The following is a 16,507-nucleotide window of genomic DNA, read 5'->3' on the forward strand; positions in this document are numbered from 1 at the left end:
TGCGCATGAACATCACTTTCAAACTGTTTGCCACGCTGACCGATTATTTGCCTGCCGAAGCCCGGCGCAGCAACCAGGTCACGCTGGATGTTGCGCAGGATGCCAGCATCAGCCAGATCATCGAGCCCTATGGCATGCCGCCCAAGCTGGTGCACCTGGTGCTGGTGAACGGCAAATACATCGCGCCCGAAGACCGGGGCACCACCACTTTGACCGAAAGCGATGTGTTGGCCATCTGGCCACCTGTGGCGGGGGGCTGAAGCCGCGCATGCAATCGAGCTACGCCGAGCAATTTCAGCGCGACATGGGCTGCACCGAGGCCGAGTGGCTGGGCTGGCTGCCCGCTGCCATGGGCGACTGCCCTTGGCAGCGCACCGCCAGCACCGCTGTGGCCACCATTGGCGCAGGCCGCTTGCATCTGCGCTGGCAAGTCATGCCGCCCCGAGTCATCGCGCTCATGCGCATGCCGGTGCTGCGGGTGAATTTTGAGTTTGAAGGTTTGGATGCTGATCAGCGCTATGTCTTCATGAAGCGCTTTGACTTGTACATGCAGCGCGGGGGCGGTTGACCCGTCACCGTACCCAGAAGAGTTCCACCGTCCTGAGGCCCAGCAGCGTGAGGGCGAGCGAACCGAACAGGTGCAGCGATGCTGTGCCGAGTGCCAACGCCAAGCGCCCTTGCTGCAGCATGGCCACCACTTCGGCCGAGAAGCTGGAAAACGTGGTCAGCGCCCCCAGAAAACCGGTGACCATGGCCAGCCGCCAGACGGGGTCGAGTTCGGGGAGTTGCTGGAACACCCCCACGCACACGCCCACCAAGTAGCCGCCGATCAGGTTGGCCGCCAGCGTGCCCCAAGGCAGCAGACCCGCTGCGGCACTGCTGGGGTTGAGCCAGAGACCCAGTTGCCAGCGCGAGAGCGCTCCCACACAGGCACCCAGGCAGATCGCGATCACCGTGAGCATGGGGCAGGTCCTTTCGGCTGGGGCTTGGCGTGGTTAAAACGGCGGGTCTTCGTCGCTGGCTGCAGCCGTTGCCACGGTCGAATTCAACACGGTGCGCGTGGGGTTCGGCATGGCCTGATCAGCCGCCGCTGCGCCCAGTTCCATCTCGCCGCCCAGGGCTTCGATCAGGCTGTCGATCAGCGGCCCCAGCAAACCGGTGGACAAGGCCACGTCGGCGTCAAAGCGGTCTTCGTTTTTGTCGGTGCCCGACTCGTCCATCACCCCGTCGAGGAACTGCACTTTTTTCAGCTGCAGGGTGTCGGTCAACACAAAGGCCACGCGGCCGTCCCAGCTGAGCGCCAGTTGGGTGGGCAGTTTGCCTTCCAGCACATGCTTGCGCACATCGTCGTTGGCCAGGTGGTGGCGGGTAAAGCGCACGCTGGCGGCGTCTTCGCCTGTGGACTTGAGCACGGTTTCGCGCTCCACCGTCAAATCGGACGGCCATTCGTCGGGCGTGGGCGCCAAAAGCCACTGCGTCATGGCCGCCTGGGGCGAGGTCACGGTCTGGATCAGCGACACCGAGAGGCCACCCATCACGTTCATCAGCGCCGACATGACTTCGTCGGCCTTGCCCTGGCTGCCCGCGTTGAGCACCAGGCGGCGATTTTCCAGGTCCATCCACACCAGCACGGTGGACTGACGCGCAAAAGCCTGCGGGAGCAGCGACAGCAGCACGTCGTCCATCAGCTCGCGTTTTTCTTTTTTGCCGGGCTTGCGGCCGGTGACCGCTTCGATGTCGGCGATGCGTTCATCGACCTTGCGGCGCACCACGTTGCCGGGCACGGCTTTGGACTCGATCATGAGTTTCAAGATCCACTGTCCGCCGACCGATTCGACCAGTGGGCCGTGCGCCTCACCCCGAGGGGGCACCCAGCCAATAGATTTTTCCTGGCTGGCGCCACATTCCACAAACTGCACCGGCTCCAGCGCCGCCTGCACATCGGCCAGTGTGGGCGCAAAGCCCTCGCCGATGCGGTAAACCATCACATTCTTGAACACAGCATTCCTTCTCGTCCCAAATGAACAACCCGTCCTCTGGGGACGGGTTGAATCATAGAGGATGAACCCGACTCCAAACTCAGAGTTTCATCTGTGTGGGCAGCCAGGTCACGATGCCGGGTACAAAATAGATCAGCATCACTGCGCCCACCATCAGGAAGAACATGGGCATGGACACGCGGGCGATGTAGGGCAGTTGCTTGCCCGTCATGCCCTGCAGCACAAACAGGTTGAAGCCCACGGGCGGCGTGATTTGCGCCATCTCGACCACAAACACGATGAAGATGCCAAACCAGATCGGGTCGATGCCCGCTTTTTGCACCGTGGGCATGAGCACGCCCATGGTCAGCACCACCATCGAGATGCCGTCCAGAAAGCAGCCCAGGATGATGAAGAACACCATCAAGGCCATGATGAGTGCGAAGGGGCTGAGGCCCAGGCCGCCAATCCATTCGGCCAAATGGCGCGGCAAGCCGATGTAGCCCATCGACAAGGTCAAAAATGCAGCCCCCGCCAAAATCAGCGCGATCATGCAGTACAGCCGTGTGGCCCCCATCAGGGCGTCCTTGAACACAGCCCAGCTCATGGAGCCTTGCAGTGCCGACAAGACCAAGGCGCCGACCACACCCACCGCCGCCGCCTCGGTGGCGGTGGCCAAGCCGGTGTAGATCGAGCCCAATACCGCTGCAATCAGCAAGACCACGGGGATCAGGCTGCTCGATGCCTGCAGTTTTTGCATGAAACTCATCGGCGCGTCACGCGGTGGGATCTGGTCCGGGTGGCGCAATGACCAGTAAATGATGTAGCCCGAAAACAGCCCAGCCAGCAACAAGCCAGGCAACACCCCGGCGATGAAGAGCTGGGCAATCGACACATCGGCCGCCACGCCGTACACGATCATGATGATGGACGGCGGAATCAAGAGGCCCAGTGTGCCCGAGCCGGACAGGGTGCCTATTACCATGTTTTCAGGGTAACCGCGTTTTTGCAGCTCGGGCAAGGTCATCTTGCCGATCGTGGCGCAGGTGGCGGCGCTGGAGCCGGACACGGCCGCAAAGATGGCGCAGCCCACCACATTGGTGTGCAGCAAGCGCCCGGGCAGGGCCTGCATCCAAGGGGCCAGGCCCTTGAACATGTCTTGGCTCAGGCGGGTGCGAAACAAAATTTCGCCCATCCAGATGAACAGGGGCAGGGCCGTGAGCGTCCAGCTTGAGGCCGAACCCCAGATGGTGACCGCCATGGCGTCTCCAGCGGGCCTGGCGGAAAACATTTGCATGCCCACCCAAGCCACACCCGAAAGCGTGAGGCCAATCCACACACCGCTGCCCAAAATCAAAAACAAGGTCAGGACCAGCAGCCCTGTGATCATCAAGTCATTCATGGCGGCTCATTCGTTGCGCAGCATCTCGCCGCTGTCAGTGGCGGCACGTTGGCCCCGGATTTCCAACACCAGTTCATCGACAAAGGCCAGAGCAAAAATCACCGTCCCCAATGCCATGGCCAGCTGCGGAATCCACAAGGGTGTGGCGTCGTTGCCCGTGGAGATGTCGTGAAACTCGATGGATTGCCACACCAGGCGGCAGCTGTAGAAGGCGAACAAACAAGCCAGCAAGCTGGCCAGCGACAGGCTGAACACTTCCATGGCACGACGGGCCGTGCCTTTGAATAAGCCCAGCACCAAGGTCACGCGGATGTGTTCACCCCGCTTCAAGGTGTGGGCCAGTGCCAAAAAGCCCGCCCCGGCCATGAGGTAACCCGCATAGGCATCGGTGCCGGGCACATGGAAATGGAGCTGCCGGCTCAAGATCGACAGCAGCACCATGAACAGCAGGCCACACATGCACAGCGCCGCCAGGGCGGCGGTGCTGGCATAAATCGCGTTCAGCAGTCGGCGCATCGGCTCAGCGCTTGAAGGCGTCCACAATGGCCTTGCCCTCGGCGCCCGATTTCTCCAGCCATTCTTTCATGATGGTGTCGCCCACCTTCTTCATGTCAGCTTTGAGCTGAGCCGAAGGCGGAGCGATGGTCATTCCGTTGGCCTTGAGGGTTTCCAGGGTCGTGGAGTTCACTTTGCGTGACTCGGCCCAGCCCCGTGCTTCGGCATCGGCTGCGGCCTTGAGCAGGGCGTCTTGGGTGGCTTTGTCCAGCGCATCAAAGGCTTTCTTGTTGGCAATCACCGCGTTTTTGGGCAGCCAGGCCTGGACGTCGTAGTAGTACTTCAGGTGCTCGTACAGCTTGCTGTCCACGCCCGTGGCACCCGAGGTCATGGTCGATTCGACCACACCTGTGGCCAGGGCTTGCGAAAACTCGGCAGCCTGCACGGTCACAGGTTGGGCACCGACCAGTTCAGCGATCTTGGCGGTGGTGGGGCTGTAAGCACGCCACTTGATGCCTTTGAGGTCAGCCGCACTGTTGATCGGTTTTTTGCTGAAAATGCCTTGTGGAGGCCAGGCCACCGAGTACAGGAGCATCATGCCTTGCTCGGCCAGCTTTTTTTCCAGCAGTGGCTTTTGGGCTTTGTAGAGCTTCATGGACTCCTCATAGCTGTCGGCCAAAAAGGGCAGGCCGTCCGCGCCAAAGGGTTGCCATTCGTTCTGGAAGTTGACCAGCAAAATCTCACCCAGCTGGGCCTGACCGCCTTGCACGGCACGCTTGATTTCCGGGGCCTTGAACAGCGAGGCGTTGGCATGCACCGTGATTTTCAGTTTGCCAGCGGTGGCCTTGTCCACGTCGGCCGCAAACTGGGTCATGTTGACCGAGTGGAAGTTGGCGGCGGGGTAGGCGGCAGGCAGGTCCCACTTGGTTTGGGCCGAAACAAAACCGGAAACAGCGAGCAAGCCAGCCAACAGGCTGAGGTGAAGGGCACGACGTTGCATGAAAACTCCTGTGAAAGATGGAAATGAACGGTTCACTGGGCAGTGCAAGAAAGGTGCCCGCTTAGCGCGCGCATCGGGTGCATCTGTCAGGTGCTCACTGTAGGCAAGGCGGGCCCGATCCGTGATCGGTGTTTTCCCTTAATGTCAACAAATTGTTGGCAAATTGTCGGCATCGGGCATAGACTTTCTCATCTTCCAAGCCTTGATGGAACCCATGCCGCGCAAAAATTCCCTCAGCAACTCTGCCGCCAGCCCTATCGTGTCCTCGGCCCACCTCGTCTCGCCCGACAGCGCCGAGATGAGCGAGTTCGAGTTCGGCCTGATCGTGGCAGGCAACGCGTTTCACCGCTGGATCATCCACTGCATGGCGGCTGCCGGCCTCAAGGACCTGACGCCGCTGGATGTGCTGGTGTTGCACCACGTCACGCACCGCGCGCGTGACAAGCGCCTGGCCGACATCTGTTTCATCATGAACATCGAAGACACCCATCTGGTGAATTACGCCCTGAAAAAACTGCAAGGCCTGGGGGTGGTGATGTCGCAAAAACACGGCAAGGAAGTGACCTATGCGGCCACCGATGAAGGGCGCGGCTATGTGCAGCGTTACCGCGAAATCCGCGAGAGCTGCCTGATCGATGCGCTCAAGGCCGACGATGGCCTGAACCGCGACATTGGCGAGCTGGCCCGATTGCTGCGTGTGCTCTCGGGCATGTACGACCAGGCGGCGCGTGCCGCTGCTTCTTTGTGAAATTGTTTTTTGAATTCAGATTGTGGAGCGACCTATGACTGAACCCAACACCCCACCCGCTGGCAAAAACCGTTGGCAGTTCTGGATTGACCGGGGCGGCACCTTCACCGACGTGGTGGGCAAGCGGCCTGACGGCACTTTGGTCACGCACAAGCTGCTCTCTGAAAACCCCGAGCAATACCGCGATGCGGCGGTGGCGGGCATCCGCCATTTGCTGGGCTTGAAGCTTGGTGAACCCGTCACACCTGAACAGGTTGAATGCGTGAAGATGGGCACCACCGTGGCCACCAACGCGCTGCTGGAGCGCAAGGGCGAGGCCACGCTGCTGGTGACCACACAGGGTTTTGGCGACGCGCTGCGCATCGCCTACCAAAACCGCCCGCGTTTGTTTGACCGCCAGATCGTGCTGCCCGAATTGCTCTACAGCGCGGTGCTTGAGGCGCAAGAGCGTGTGGCGGTGGATGGCGAGGTCTTGCAGCCGCTCGATGAAGTGCATTTGCGCACCCAATTGATGCATTGGCACAGCCAAGGCGTGCGCTCGGTGGCGGTGGTTTTCATGCACGGCTGGCGGCACACGGCGCACGAGCAAGCGGCGGCGCGGCTGGCGCATGAGCTGGGCTTCACGCAGGTCAGTACCTCGCACCAGACCAGCCCGATGATGAAGCTGGTCAGCCGGGGCGACACCACGGTGGTGGACGCGTATTTGTCGCCTATCCTGCGCCGCTATGTGGACCAGGTGGCCAGCGAAATGCCGGGTGTGAAACTGATGTTCATGCAGTCTTCGGGCGGTTTGACCGACGCCCAGGTGTTTGCGGGCAAGGACGCCATCTTGAGCGGTCCGGCGGGCGGCATTGTGGGCATGGCCCGCACGGCGCAGCTGGCGGGGCATGACAAGGTGATCGGTTTTGACATGGGCGGCACGTCCACCGATGTGTCGCACTTTGCCGGGCAGTTCGAGCGCGAGTTCGAAACCCAGGTGGCGGGTGTGCGCATGCGTGCGCCCATGATGAGCATCCACACCGTGGCGGCAGGCGGCGGCTCCCTGCTGGCCTATGACGGTGCGCGGTTTCGGGTGGGGCCGCAAAGCGCGGGGGCCAACCCGGGTCCGGCCAGTTACCGCCGGGGCGGGCCGCTGGCCGTGACCGATGCCAACGTGATGGTGGGCAAGGTGCAGCCGAAGTTTTTCCCCTCGGTGTTTGGACCGGATGCGAACCAGCCGCTGGATGCCGAGGTGGTGCGCGGGCACTTTGAAAAACTGGCCCAGCAAACCGGTCGCGCCGCCGAAGATGTGGCGCATGGTTTCATCCAGATCGCGGTGCAGCAGATGGCCAACGCGATCAAGAAAATCTCGGTGGCGCGGGGCTACGACGTGACGCGCTACACCTTGCAATGCTTTGGCGGCGCAGGCGGGCAGCACGCTTGCCTGGTGGCCGATGCCTTGGGCATGTCGCAGGTGCTGGTGCACCCGCTGGCAGGTGTGCTCTCGGCCTATGGCATGGGCCTGGCCGACCAGAACGTGATGCGCGAGGAATCGGTGGAACGGCGCCTGGACGCTGAGGCCATGCCCCTGATGGCCGCGCGTTTGCAGGCCTTGGGCGAATCCACCCGCCAGGCTTTGCTGGCGCAAATGGGCGGGGATGCGGGCAGCGCCCACCGCATCGAGCTGCGCCAACGTGTGCATTTGCGCTACGAAGGCACCGACTCGGCGCTGGTCGTGCCCTGGGGCGATCAAGCCCAATTGGTGGCCGGTTTTGAAGCGGCGTATCGCCAACGCTTTGCCTTTTTGATGCAGGGCAAGGCCCTGGTGGTCGAAGCGGTGTCGGTCGAGGCCGTCTTGCCTGGCGATGCGCCCGAAGAAGCGGCGCACACCTTGCACCCCGAGCGCGAAGTGCCGCGCCGCGACACGGTGCAGGTGTACGCAGCCAATGCGCAAGGCGTGGCCCAGTGGCAAGACGCTGCCCTGGTGGTGCGCGAAGACATGCGCCCCGGCGATGTGATCAACGGCCCGGCCATCATTGCCGAGAAAAATGCCACCACGGTGGTAGAGCCGGGCTGGCAAGCCCGACTGACCTTTCTGGACCACTTGTTGCTGGTGCGCGTGCAGGCGCGGGCGGTACAGCATGCGGCGGGCACACAGGCCGACCCGGTGCTGCTCGAAGTGTTCAACAACCTGTTCATGAACATCGCCGAGCAGATGGGCTTGCAGCTGCAGAACACCGCCTACTCGGTCAACATCAAGGAGCGCCTGGACTTCTCCTGCGCCTTGTTCAGCGCCGAAGGGCACTTGATCGCCAACGCGCCCCACATGCCGGTGCACCTGGGCTCCATGGGCGAGAGCATCCAGACGGTGATTCAGGAAAACAAAGGCCGCATGCAGCCGGGTGATGTGTTTGTACTCAACGATCCGTATCACGGCGGCACGCATTTACCCGACATCACCGTCATCACCCCGGTGTATCTGGACGGCCACGACGAACCGGTGTTTTATGTGGGCTCTCGCGGGCACCACGCCGATGTGGGTGGGCTCACGCCCGGCTCCATGCCGCCGTTTTCCACGCGCATCGAAGAAGAGGGTGTGCAGATCAACAACGTCAAACTGGTCGAAGCCGGGCGTCTGCGCGAAGCCGAGATGGTGGCGCTGCTGCAAAGCGGTGAATACCCCTCGCGCAACCCACAGCAAAACATGGCTGACCTGAAAGCGCAGATCGCCGCCAACGAAAAAGGGGTGCAGGAGCTGCGCCGCATGGTGGAACAGTTTGGCCTGGACGTGGTGCAGGCCTACATGCGCCATGTGCAGGACAACGCTGACGAATCGGTGCGCCGCGTCATCACGCGCTTGAAAGACGGTGCGTTCACTTTGCCGCTGGACAACGGCGCTCAGATTCAGGTGGCGGTGCGTGTGAACGCGCAGCAGCGCACGGCCGAGATCGACTTCACCGGCACCAGCGCCCAGTTGCCGAACAACTTCAACGCGCCGCGGGCGGTGTGCATGGCGGCGGTGCTGTACGTGTTCCGCAGTTTGGTGGACGACGACATCCCACTGAACGCGGGTTGCCTGAAGCCGCTCAAGGTCATCATTCCCCAGGGCTCCATGCTCAACCCCAACCCGCCCGCTTCGGTGGTGGCGGGCAATGTGGAAACCTCGACCTGCATCACCAACGCGCTGTTTGGTGCTTTGGGTGTGATGGCGGGCAGCCAGCCGACCATGAACAATTTCACCTTTGGCAATGCGCGGGTGCAGTACTACGAAACGATTTCGGGCGGCAGCGGGGCGGGCGGGCGCTTCGATGCGCAAGGTAACTTGGTGGGTGGTTTTGCTGGCACTTCGGTGGTGCAAACCCACATGACCAATTCGCGCCTGACCGACCCCGAGGTGCTGGAGTTCCGTTTTCCGGTTCGGCTGGACAGCTATGCCATCCGCCAAGGTTCAGGCGGCGCGGGGCGCTGGCGCGGCGGTGACGGCGGTGTGCGTCGCGTGCGTTTTCTGGAGCCGATGACGGCGGGCATTTTGTCCAACGGGCGCGTTCACCCGGCCTTTGGCATGGCGGGTGGGCACAGCGGCCTGCCGGGCATCAACCGGGTGGTACGCCGAGATGGCACCGTACAAGAGCTCGCGCACATCGGCCAGGTCGAGGTGCAAGTGGGTGATGTGTTCGAGATCCACACCCCGGGCGGCGGCGGTTTTGGCGTGGCCGAGTCTGACGCTGCTACCTGAGGCTCAAGGCTTTTTCATGGGGGATGCAGGGGCTTGGCCATAGGACTGGCCTTGCACCCTAACCCCCTGCTCTGACAGGCTGGCCGCTTTTTTGGGACCGATGCCTTTGACGCGTTGCATCACGTCTGTCCAGTCCCGGAAGGGGGCTTTTTGGCGTTCGTTCATGATGGCCCGAGTCATGGTCGGCCCTAGGCCATTCAGGCCGTCCAGTTCTATTTCCTGGGCCTTGTTCAGGTCCACTTGTGCCCAGGCGATGCCCGTCAGGAGCATGGACACAATCCCCGTGCTGATGGTGTGGCGCATACCGATTTCTCCCTGCGTTGGCGCTGCAGTTCTCTGCAGCGGCGTTCATTGTGCTGGGGGAGGTCGGATGGGTGAAGGGCGTTGCTGGCATGACTTGAAACAAGGTGTTTCAAGCCAGACCTTCACAACTCTTCAATGCGTCTGGGCGGGTAGCTGTCCCAGGCCTGGCAACCCGGGCAATGCCAGAAGTGTTCTTTGGCCTCAAATCCGCAGGCAGCACATCGGTATCTGGCAAGGGGTCGAATGGCCTGTTCCAGTGCTTTTTGCACCGGGGCGGGCAAGGGCTTGGTGGCGCTGTGTTCGTCAACCAACCAACGGGTGGCCGCCATCAGGGAGGCGTGTTGGTTCAAATGGTCCAGGTAGCGCTGGTGTGATGCCGCAGCATGCTCCGCCGAGTCTGAGGTCAGTGCTGTGATGGCGTCGAGCACATCGATGCAGGGCAGCTTGTCGTAATGTGCCTTGAGAACTTGCGTCGCGGGTCCGGACAAGTCGGCCGCTTGAGCGGCTTTGACCAAACTGGCTGCCGCCAAGGGAGCGGCCACGTCCACGCGTTCAAACAGCACCGACAGGGTCTCAAACGCTTGTGCAGCCTGTCCTTGCGACAGCTGCAATTGCCCAAGCAAGATGCGGGGTCTGGCGGCTTCGGGGGTGGTCTGAATGGCGGCGGTCAACAGTTCCGTGGCTTTGGCCGTGTCACCTTGTTGAACGGCTTCGCGTGCTTGCTCGCATTGGTAATGGGCCAGGCGCATGTCGAAATTGGCTTCGCCTGACTTCTCCAACAAACCGGCCACCCGGGCTGCTTCAGGCCATTCGCGCGATCGCTCGTAAATCGCCAGCCGTGCCAGCCGGGCTTGACCTTCGTAGGAGGTGCCCTCCAGTTTGCGCAGTGCTTCTTCAGCGCGGTCCAGCAATCCCGCCTTCAGGTAGTCGAGTGCCAGGCCATGTTGGGCGCGTTGCCGATCGGCCCCACTCAGGTCGGCGCGTGACAGCAGGTGTTCGTGCACACGCACGGCGCGGTCGTATTCACCCCTGCGGCGAAACAGATTGCCCAGTGCAAAGTGCAACTCAGACGTGTCGGGATCGTTTTGAACGGCCTCGATGAAGGCGTCGATCGCCTTGTCTTGCTGTTCATTGAGCAGGTAATTCAGACCTTTGAAGTAGGCCCGCGGTGCCTGGCGGTTGGCGATGCGCATCTGGCGCAAATCGAGGCGCGATGCGATCCAGCCCAAGGCAAAGGCTGCAGGCAGGCCCAGCAAAATCCAGGTCAGATCAAGTTCCATGGGAGGCTTCTGGTGCAGGTTTCGGCTCTGCGTTGGCGGCTGAATTCAGGCGCATGGCGTGACGGTGCCGCCACCACCGGGGCACCATGCCCAAGACGCCCACCACCACCCCCAGACTGAATGCGGACAGCACCACCAAAACAGTGGGTGCCGACCAAAACGTGCCGAAAAAGAAGTTGACACGTGTTTCTTGCTGGTTGTTCAGCGCAAAAGCAAACAGGGTGAAAAAGACGGCGGCTTTCAGTAGCCACTGAAGCAGCCGAAGCAGACGTTTCATGGAAGACCTCGGAATCTGGCTTCATTCTAACGGGCCGGTCGATGCCACGAGGGTCGCTGCGGCAGACGGGCGGGCTGACGCTGCTTGCAGCGTGGTCCGCAGCACGCATCAAGGTTTGGCTTGACCTGTGGCGGGGTTGGCGGTGCCAGCGTCCACGGCTTCGCGCAGGGCTTTGCCGGGCTTGAAATGGGGTACGCGTTTTTCAGGAATCTGAACGCTTTCGCCAGAGCGGGGGTTGCGGCCGATACGGGGTGGGCGGCGGTTGATGGAGAAGCTGCCAAAGCCGCGGATCTCGATGCGGTGACCTTTGACCAGCGCATCGCTCATGGCGTCGAGCACCGTCTTGACCGCCAGTTCGGCGTCACGGTGGGTCAGCTGCGCAAAGCGGGCGGCGAGTTCTTCAACCAGATCGGAGCGGGTCATGATGTCAATGTGTTGGGTGGCTTGTGGCTGACTCAGGCACGGACCTGAAAAAAGCCTGCCCCCATGACAGGGGCAGGCTTTTCAGACAGCAAGCGTCTTCAGATCACGAGGATCAGTTGTTGTCGAGCTTGGCACGCAACAAAGCGCCCAGGCTGGTGGTGCCAGCGTTTTCGGTCTTGGCCTGCTGCGACAGCGAAGCCATGGCTTCTTGCTGGTCAGCCTGGTCCTTGGCCTTGATGGACAACTGGATGTTGCGGGTCTTGCGATCCACGTTCACCACCACAGCAGTGACTTCGTCGCCGACTTTGAGCACATGGCTGGCGTCTTCCACGCGGTCACGCGAGATTTCGGACACACGCAGGTAACCCACGATGTCTTCGCCCAGGTCGATTTCAGCGCCCTTGGCATCCACAGACTTGACTTTGCCGGTGACGATCTGGCCTTTGTCGTTGATGGAAGTGAAGGTGGTGAAAGGATCGGAGTCGAGCTGCTTGATGCCCAAGCTGATGCGCTCGCGGTCCACGTCCACGGCCAAGACCAAAGCCTCGACTTCTTGACCCTTCTTGAATTCGCGCACGGCGTTTTCGCCGGTTTCGTTCCAGGACAGGTCGGACAGGTGCACCAGGCCGTCGATGCCGGCAGCCAAGCCCACGAACACGCCGAAGTCGGTGATCGACTTGATCGGGCCCTTGACGCGGTCGCCGCGTTTGGTGTTCTGAGCGAACTCTTGCCATGGGTTGGCACGGCACTGCTTCATGCCCAAGCTGATGCGGCGCTTGTCTTCGTCGATCTCGAGGACCATGACTTCGACTTCGTCACCCAGAGCCACGATCTTGGAAGGGGCCACGTTCTTGTTGGTCCAGTCCATTTCAGACACGTGCACCAAGCCTTCGATGCCGGGCTCGAGTTCCACAAACGCGCCGTAGTCGGCGATGTTGGTGATCTTGCCGAACATGCGGGTGCCCTGTGGGTAGCGGCGGTTCACGCCCATCCAAGGATCGTCGCCCATTTGCTTGAGGCCCAAGGACACGCGGTTTTTCTCGGTGTCGAACTTGAGGATCTTGGCAGTGATTTCCTGACCAGCGGTCACCACTTCGGAAGGGTGACGGACACGGCGCCAGGCCATGTCGGTGATGTGCAGCAAGCCATCAATGCCGCCCAGGTCCACGAATGCACCGTATTCGGTGATGTTCTTGACCACACCGTGAACGATGGAGCCTTCGCGCAATGTTTCCATCAGCTTGGCGCGCTCTTCGCCCATGGAGGCTTCCACCACAGCGCGGCGGCTCAGCACGACGTTGTTGCGCTTGCGGTCGAGCTTGATGACCTTGAATTCCAGGGTCTTGTTCTCATAGGGTGACAGGTCTTTGGTAGGACGTGTGTCGACCAAAGAACCGGGCAAGAAAGCGCGGATGCCGTTGACCAACACGGTCAGGCCACCCTTGACTTTGCCGCTGGTCACACCAGTGACGAACTCGCCGGATTCCAGAGCTTTTTCCAGAGACATCCACGAAGCCAGACGCTTGGCGGTGTCGCGGGACAAGATGGTGTCGCCGTAGCCGTTTTCGATGGAGCCAATGGCCACGGAGACAAAGTCGCCGACCTGGACTTCGACTTCACCCTGGTCGTTCTTGAACTCTTCGAGGGGCACGTAGGACTCGGACTTGAGACCGGCGTTGACCACAACGAAGTTGTGTTCGATGCGCACCACTTCGGCGGTGATGACTTCACCAGGGCGCATTTCGGTACGTTGCAGGGATTCCTCAAAGAGGGCGGCAAAAGATTCAGACATGTGATTTCCTCATCCACAAGTGCAGGACTGACGAGCGCGACATGCGTCGTTTCCAGGAGCTGACTGTGGCGGTTTCGTTTTGCGGTGTGAACCGCGGTCAGGTTAAACAACCCACACCGCCGATGTGCCTGTCGGCACGGAAGGGAGCGGTGTGGACCACTGTGAGCCGCTGACAGGTCAGCAGCTCTTGCTTTGCCACCAGTCCAGAACCTGCGCCACCGAGGCTTCGATGGAAAGGCTGGAGTTGTCCAGTTGCAAGGCATCTTGCGCGGGCATCAAAGGCGCCACGCTACGGGACATGTCCCGGGCGTCACGTGCTTCCAAGTCAGCGCGAAGACTGTCGATATTAGCCGAAAAACCCTTAGAAATCAATTGCTTATGCCGTCTTTCGGCCCGTTGGGCGGCGCTGGCGGTCAAAAAAACCTTCAAAGGGGCGTTCGGGAAGATCACGGTGCCCATGTCGCGGCCGTCGGCCAAGAGGCCGGGCAGTCGGCGAAAGCTGTGTTGCAGCTGCACCAAAGCCTCGCGCACGGCAGGCAAAACAGACACTTTGGAGGCGTTCATGCCGCCTTGTTCGCTGCGGATGGCGTCGGTCACGTCCACGTTGTTCAGCAGGACCTGCTCGCCTTCAAAGCGCACGGGCAGGTTGCGGGCCAGCTTGGCGATGGCGGCTTCGTCGGCGGCTTCGAGCGTCAGGCCCGCCTGCAAAGCGGCATGGGCCGTGACGCGGTAAAGCGCACCTGAGTCCAGGTAGTGGTAACCCAAAGCAGCGGCCACGCGGCTGGCCAGCGTCCCCTTGCCCGAGGCGGTGGGGCCGTCGATGCAGATCACCGGAATGTTGTGGGCCGCTGTGTGCGCCACCGAGAACAGGGCTTCAAAGTAGTCCGGGAAGGTCTTGGCGACGCACTTGGGGTCTTCGATGCGCACCGTGACCTGGTCGGCGTTGAAGGCCGCCAGCGAGAAGCACATGGCCACGCGGTGGTCGTCGTAAGTGTGGATGATGGCGCGTTGCCATTTTCCCGCAGGCAGGGGGTGGATGGTGATCCAGTCCGGGCCTTCTTCGACGGTGGCTCCGAGCTTGCGGCTTTCGTTGGCCATGGCCGCAATGCGGTCGGTTTCTTTCACGCGCCAGCTGGCGATGTTGCGCAGCGTGGTGGGGCCGTCGGCATACAGCGCCATCACGGCCAGCGTCATGGCCGCGTCGGGAATGTGGTTGCAGTCGAGCGTGATGCCCTTCAGAGGCCAGGCACCTCGCTGAATTTCGAGCCAGTTGGGGCCGCTGGTGATTTGGGCACCCATTTGCGCTGCGGCGTCCATGAAGCGGATGTCACCCTGGATCGAGTCAGCGCCCACGCCCTGAATGCGGATGCCCTTGCCTTCGGGGCCTTTGGATGGATCGCCTGCGGCGATGGCCCCCAGCGCGATGAAGTAGCTGGCCGAAGACGCATCGGCTTCGACGTGGATCGTTCCGGGTGACTGGTAGCAGCTGCCCGCCGGGATGACAAAACGTTCCCAGCCTTGGCGCTCCACGGCGATGCCGTAACGGGCCAGCAGGTTGAGTGTGATCTCGATGTAGGGCTTGCTGATGAGTTCGCCCACAACTTCGATGGTGATGGCCCGGTCTTTGGCCGCTAAGGGCAGGGCCATCAGCAGCGCGGTGAGGAATTGGCTGGACACATCGCCGCGCACGGGAATGGGTTTGTCCAGTTGGAGTGTGGGCTGGCGCACGTGCAGGGGCGGGTAGCCCTCGTTGCCCAGGTATTCGATGGCGCAGCCCAACTCACGCAGGGCGTCAACCAGGTCGCCAATGGGGCGCTCGTGCATGCGGGGCACGCCTTTGAGCGTGAAGTCGCCACCCTGCACGGCCAGTGCAGCCGTGAGCGGACGCATGGCCGTGCCCGCGTTGCCCATGAAAAACTCAATCGCTTCGGTGGGCCAGGCGCGGCCGCCCAGGCCGGTGATGGTCACCGTGGTGCCTTTTACCTCGACGCCGCAGCCCAGTTGACGCAGCGCAGCCAGCATCACACGGGTGTCGTCCGAGTCCAGCAGGTCGTGGACCATGGTGGTGCCTTGGCACAGGGCCGAGAGCAGCAGCACGCGGTTGGAGATGCTTTTGGAGCCGGGCAGGGTGACGGTGCCGGATGCGCCTTGCAGCGCTGGAAGGTCAAGAAAGGCGGTGGAGAACATCGGTCAGTCTTCAGAGGCGTTGTTGCAAGCGTTGCCCGCTTGCAGCGTCCAGCCCGAGCGCACATCGCTGGCTTGTTGAATCAGCTGTTGCAGCGCGGTGGTGTTGCCCGAAAGAAGGGCGGTTTCAAATTGGTCGAGTGCGGCACGAAAGTGCGCCACTTGCGTGAGGACTTCGGCCTGGTTGGCGCTCAGGATGTCGCGCCAGACCGATGCGTCGCTGGCGGCGATGCGCGAGAAATCACGGAAGCCGGGACCCGCCATATCCAGAAATGCCGCGCCCTGTGGCTGGGCTGTGAGGGCGTTCACCGCTGCAAAAGCCAGCATGTGCGGCAAGTGACTGACGGCCGCAAACGTGGCGTCATGGGCTTCTGGCGTCATGCTGCTGACGTGGCTGCCCAAAGCTGTCCAGACATCATTTGCGGCATGCGTGAGGTGGAGGCTGGTTTCGGGCAGCGGCGTGAGGATGGTGCGGCGGTTTTGGTAGAGCGTGGCCTCGGCGTGTTCGATGCCCGCGACTTCCTTGCCCGCAATCGGATGAGCCGGGACAAAGCAGTTCAGGCGTTCGCCCAAGGTGGCTTGCGCAGCAGCCACCACGTCGCATTTGGTGGAGCCCACGTCCATCAGCAAGGCGCTTGGTTGCAGTGCATCGCGCATGGCGGCAAAGCTGTCGTGCATGGCACCCACGGGCACAGCCAGCAAGACCAGATCGGCCCCTTGCACGGCTTCTGCTACTGAAGTGCAGGCCTGGTCGATGACTTTCAGATCGACAGCGCGTTGGCGGGTTTTTTCTGAAGCGCTGAAACCAGTGATGTGTTGCACCCCACCTGCTTTGCGCAGGGCGAGCGCGAAAGAGCCCCCCATCAGGCCGCAGCCGATCAGCGCGAGGCGTTGGAATGTCACGCTGCG

The 16,507-nt window shown here is 61.8% G+C and carries 16 protein-coding genes; 4 read left to right on the forward strand and 12 right to left on the reverse strand.

Annotated features, from left to right (window positions below):
- Positions 1–5: 5 nt before the first annotated feature.
- A complete protein-coding gene (gene thiS, locus ACZ5RT_RS07125) occupies positions 6–260 on the forward strand; it encodes a sulfur carrier protein ThiS (RefSeq protein ID WP_464454014.1) in 255 nt (84 codons plus the stop codon).
- An 8-nt stretch (positions 261–268) separates the two neighbouring features.
- Positions 269–568 (forward strand): hypothetical protein, encoded by a 300-nt coding sequence (locus tag ACZ5RT_RS07130; protein ID WP_464454015.1) that lies wholly within the window; start codon positions 269–271, stop codon positions 566–568.
- 4 nt (positions 569–572) lie between these two features.
- Here ACZ5RT_RS07130 and crcB read toward each other — a convergent pair whose 3' ends face one another.
- The 5 genes from crcB to ACZ5RT_RS07155 all read right to left on the reverse strand — a co-directional run bounded on the left by crcB (position 573) and on the right by ACZ5RT_RS07155 (position 4,876).
- Positions 573–962 carry a fluoride efflux transporter CrcB gene (gene crcB, locus ACZ5RT_RS07135; RefSeq protein ID WP_291929758.1) on the reverse strand — a complete coding sequence of 130 codons (390 nt, stop codon included), beginning with the start codon at positions 960–962 and terminating at the stop codon, positions 573–575.
- Between the two features lie 33 nt (positions 963–995).
- Complete coding sequence (locus ACZ5RT_RS07140; RefSeq protein WP_464454016.1) at positions 996–2,000, reverse strand: recombination-associated protein RdgC; 1,005 nt, start codon at positions 1,998–2,000, stop codon at positions 996–998.
- A 79-nt stretch (positions 2,001–2,079) separates the two neighbouring features.
- Positions 2,080–3,381, reverse strand: a complete 1,302-nt coding sequence (locus ACZ5RT_RS07145; protein WP_416560595.1) for a TRAP transporter large permease — start codon at positions 3,379–3,381, stop codon at positions 2,080–2,082.
- A 6-nt stretch (positions 3,382–3,387) separates the two neighbouring features.
- Positions 3,388–3,897 carry a TRAP transporter small permease gene (locus tag ACZ5RT_RS07150; RefSeq protein ID WP_422172065.1) on the reverse strand — a complete coding sequence of 170 codons (510 nt, stop codon included), beginning with the start codon at positions 3,895–3,897 and terminating at the stop codon, positions 3,388–3,390.
- A 4-nt stretch (positions 3,898–3,901) separates the two neighbouring features.
- Positions 3,902–4,876 carry a TRAP transporter substrate-binding protein gene (locus ACZ5RT_RS07155; protein WP_464454017.1) on the reverse strand — a complete coding sequence of 325 codons (975 nt, stop codon included), beginning with the start codon at positions 4,874–4,876 and terminating at the stop codon, positions 3,902–3,904.
- A 205-nt stretch (positions 4,877–5,081) separates the two neighbouring features.
- On the opposite strand from ACZ5RT_RS07155, the gene ACZ5RT_RS07160 reads away from it, so the two are divergent.
- Positions 5,082–5,624 carry a winged helix DNA-binding protein gene (locus ACZ5RT_RS07160; RefSeq protein ID WP_291927367.1) on the forward strand — a complete coding sequence of 181 codons (543 nt, stop codon included), beginning with the start codon at positions 5,082–5,084 and terminating at the stop codon, positions 5,622–5,624.
- Between the two features lie 34 nt (positions 5,625–5,658).
- On the forward strand, positions 5,659–9,339 hold the full coding sequence (locus tag ACZ5RT_RS07165) for a hydantoinase B/oxoprolinase family protein (protein ID WP_464454018.1): 3,681 nt from the start codon (positions 5,659–5,661) through the stop codon (positions 9,337–9,339).
- Between the two features lie 3 nt (positions 9,340–9,342).
- On the opposite strand, the gene ACZ5RT_RS07170 is transcribed toward ACZ5RT_RS07165, so the two are convergent.
- From ACZ5RT_RS07170 to ACZ5RT_RS07200, 7 genes are all read right to left on the reverse strand, one after another.
- Positions 9,343–9,642, reverse strand: a complete 300-nt coding sequence (locus ACZ5RT_RS07170; RefSeq protein ID WP_108427675.1) for a ComEA family DNA-binding protein — start codon at positions 9,640–9,642, stop codon at positions 9,343–9,345.
- A gap of 122 nt (positions 9,643–9,764) precedes the next feature.
- Complete coding sequence (gene lapB, locus ACZ5RT_RS07175; protein WP_291927358.1) at positions 9,765–10,922, reverse strand: lipopolysaccharide assembly protein LapB; 1,158 nt, start codon at positions 10,920–10,922, stop codon at positions 9,765–9,767.
- Positions 10,912–11,199: a lipopolysaccharide assembly protein LapA domain-containing protein gene (locus ACZ5RT_RS07180; RefSeq protein WP_416560601.1), complete on the reverse strand. Its 288-nt coding sequence runs from the start codon at positions 11,197–11,199 to the stop codon at positions 10,912–10,914. Before ACZ5RT_RS07180 ends, lapB begins: the two co-directional genes overlap by 11 nt.
- 108 nt (positions 11,200–11,307) lie before the next feature.
- Positions 11,308–11,622 (reverse strand): integration host factor subunit beta, encoded by a 315-nt coding sequence (locus ACZ5RT_RS07185; protein WP_108427678.1) that lies wholly within the window; start codon positions 11,620–11,622, stop codon positions 11,308–11,310.
- A 112-nt stretch (positions 11,623–11,734) separates the two neighbouring features.
- Positions 11,735–13,414, reverse strand: coding sequence for a 30S ribosomal protein S1 (gene rpsA / locus ACZ5RT_RS07190; RefSeq protein ID WP_291940444.1), 1,680 nt, complete (start codon positions 13,412–13,414; stop codon positions 11,735–11,737).
- Positions 13,415–13,591: 177 nt separating this feature from the next.
- Positions 13,592–15,601 (reverse strand): bifunctional 3-phosphoshikimate 1-carboxyvinyltransferase/cytidylate kinase, encoded by a 2,010-nt coding sequence (locus tag ACZ5RT_RS07195; protein ID WP_464454019.1) that lies wholly within the window; start codon positions 15,599–15,601, stop codon positions 13,592–13,594.
- Between the two features lie 3 nt (positions 15,602–15,604).
- A complete protein-coding gene (locus ACZ5RT_RS07200) occupies positions 15,605–16,501 on the reverse strand; it encodes a prephenate dehydrogenase (protein WP_464454020.1) in 897 nt (298 codons plus the stop codon).
- Between the last annotated feature and the right edge of the window lie 6 nt (positions 16,502–16,507).

The sequence above is a fragment of the Limnohabitans sp. TEGF003 genome (genome assembly GCF_055395455.1).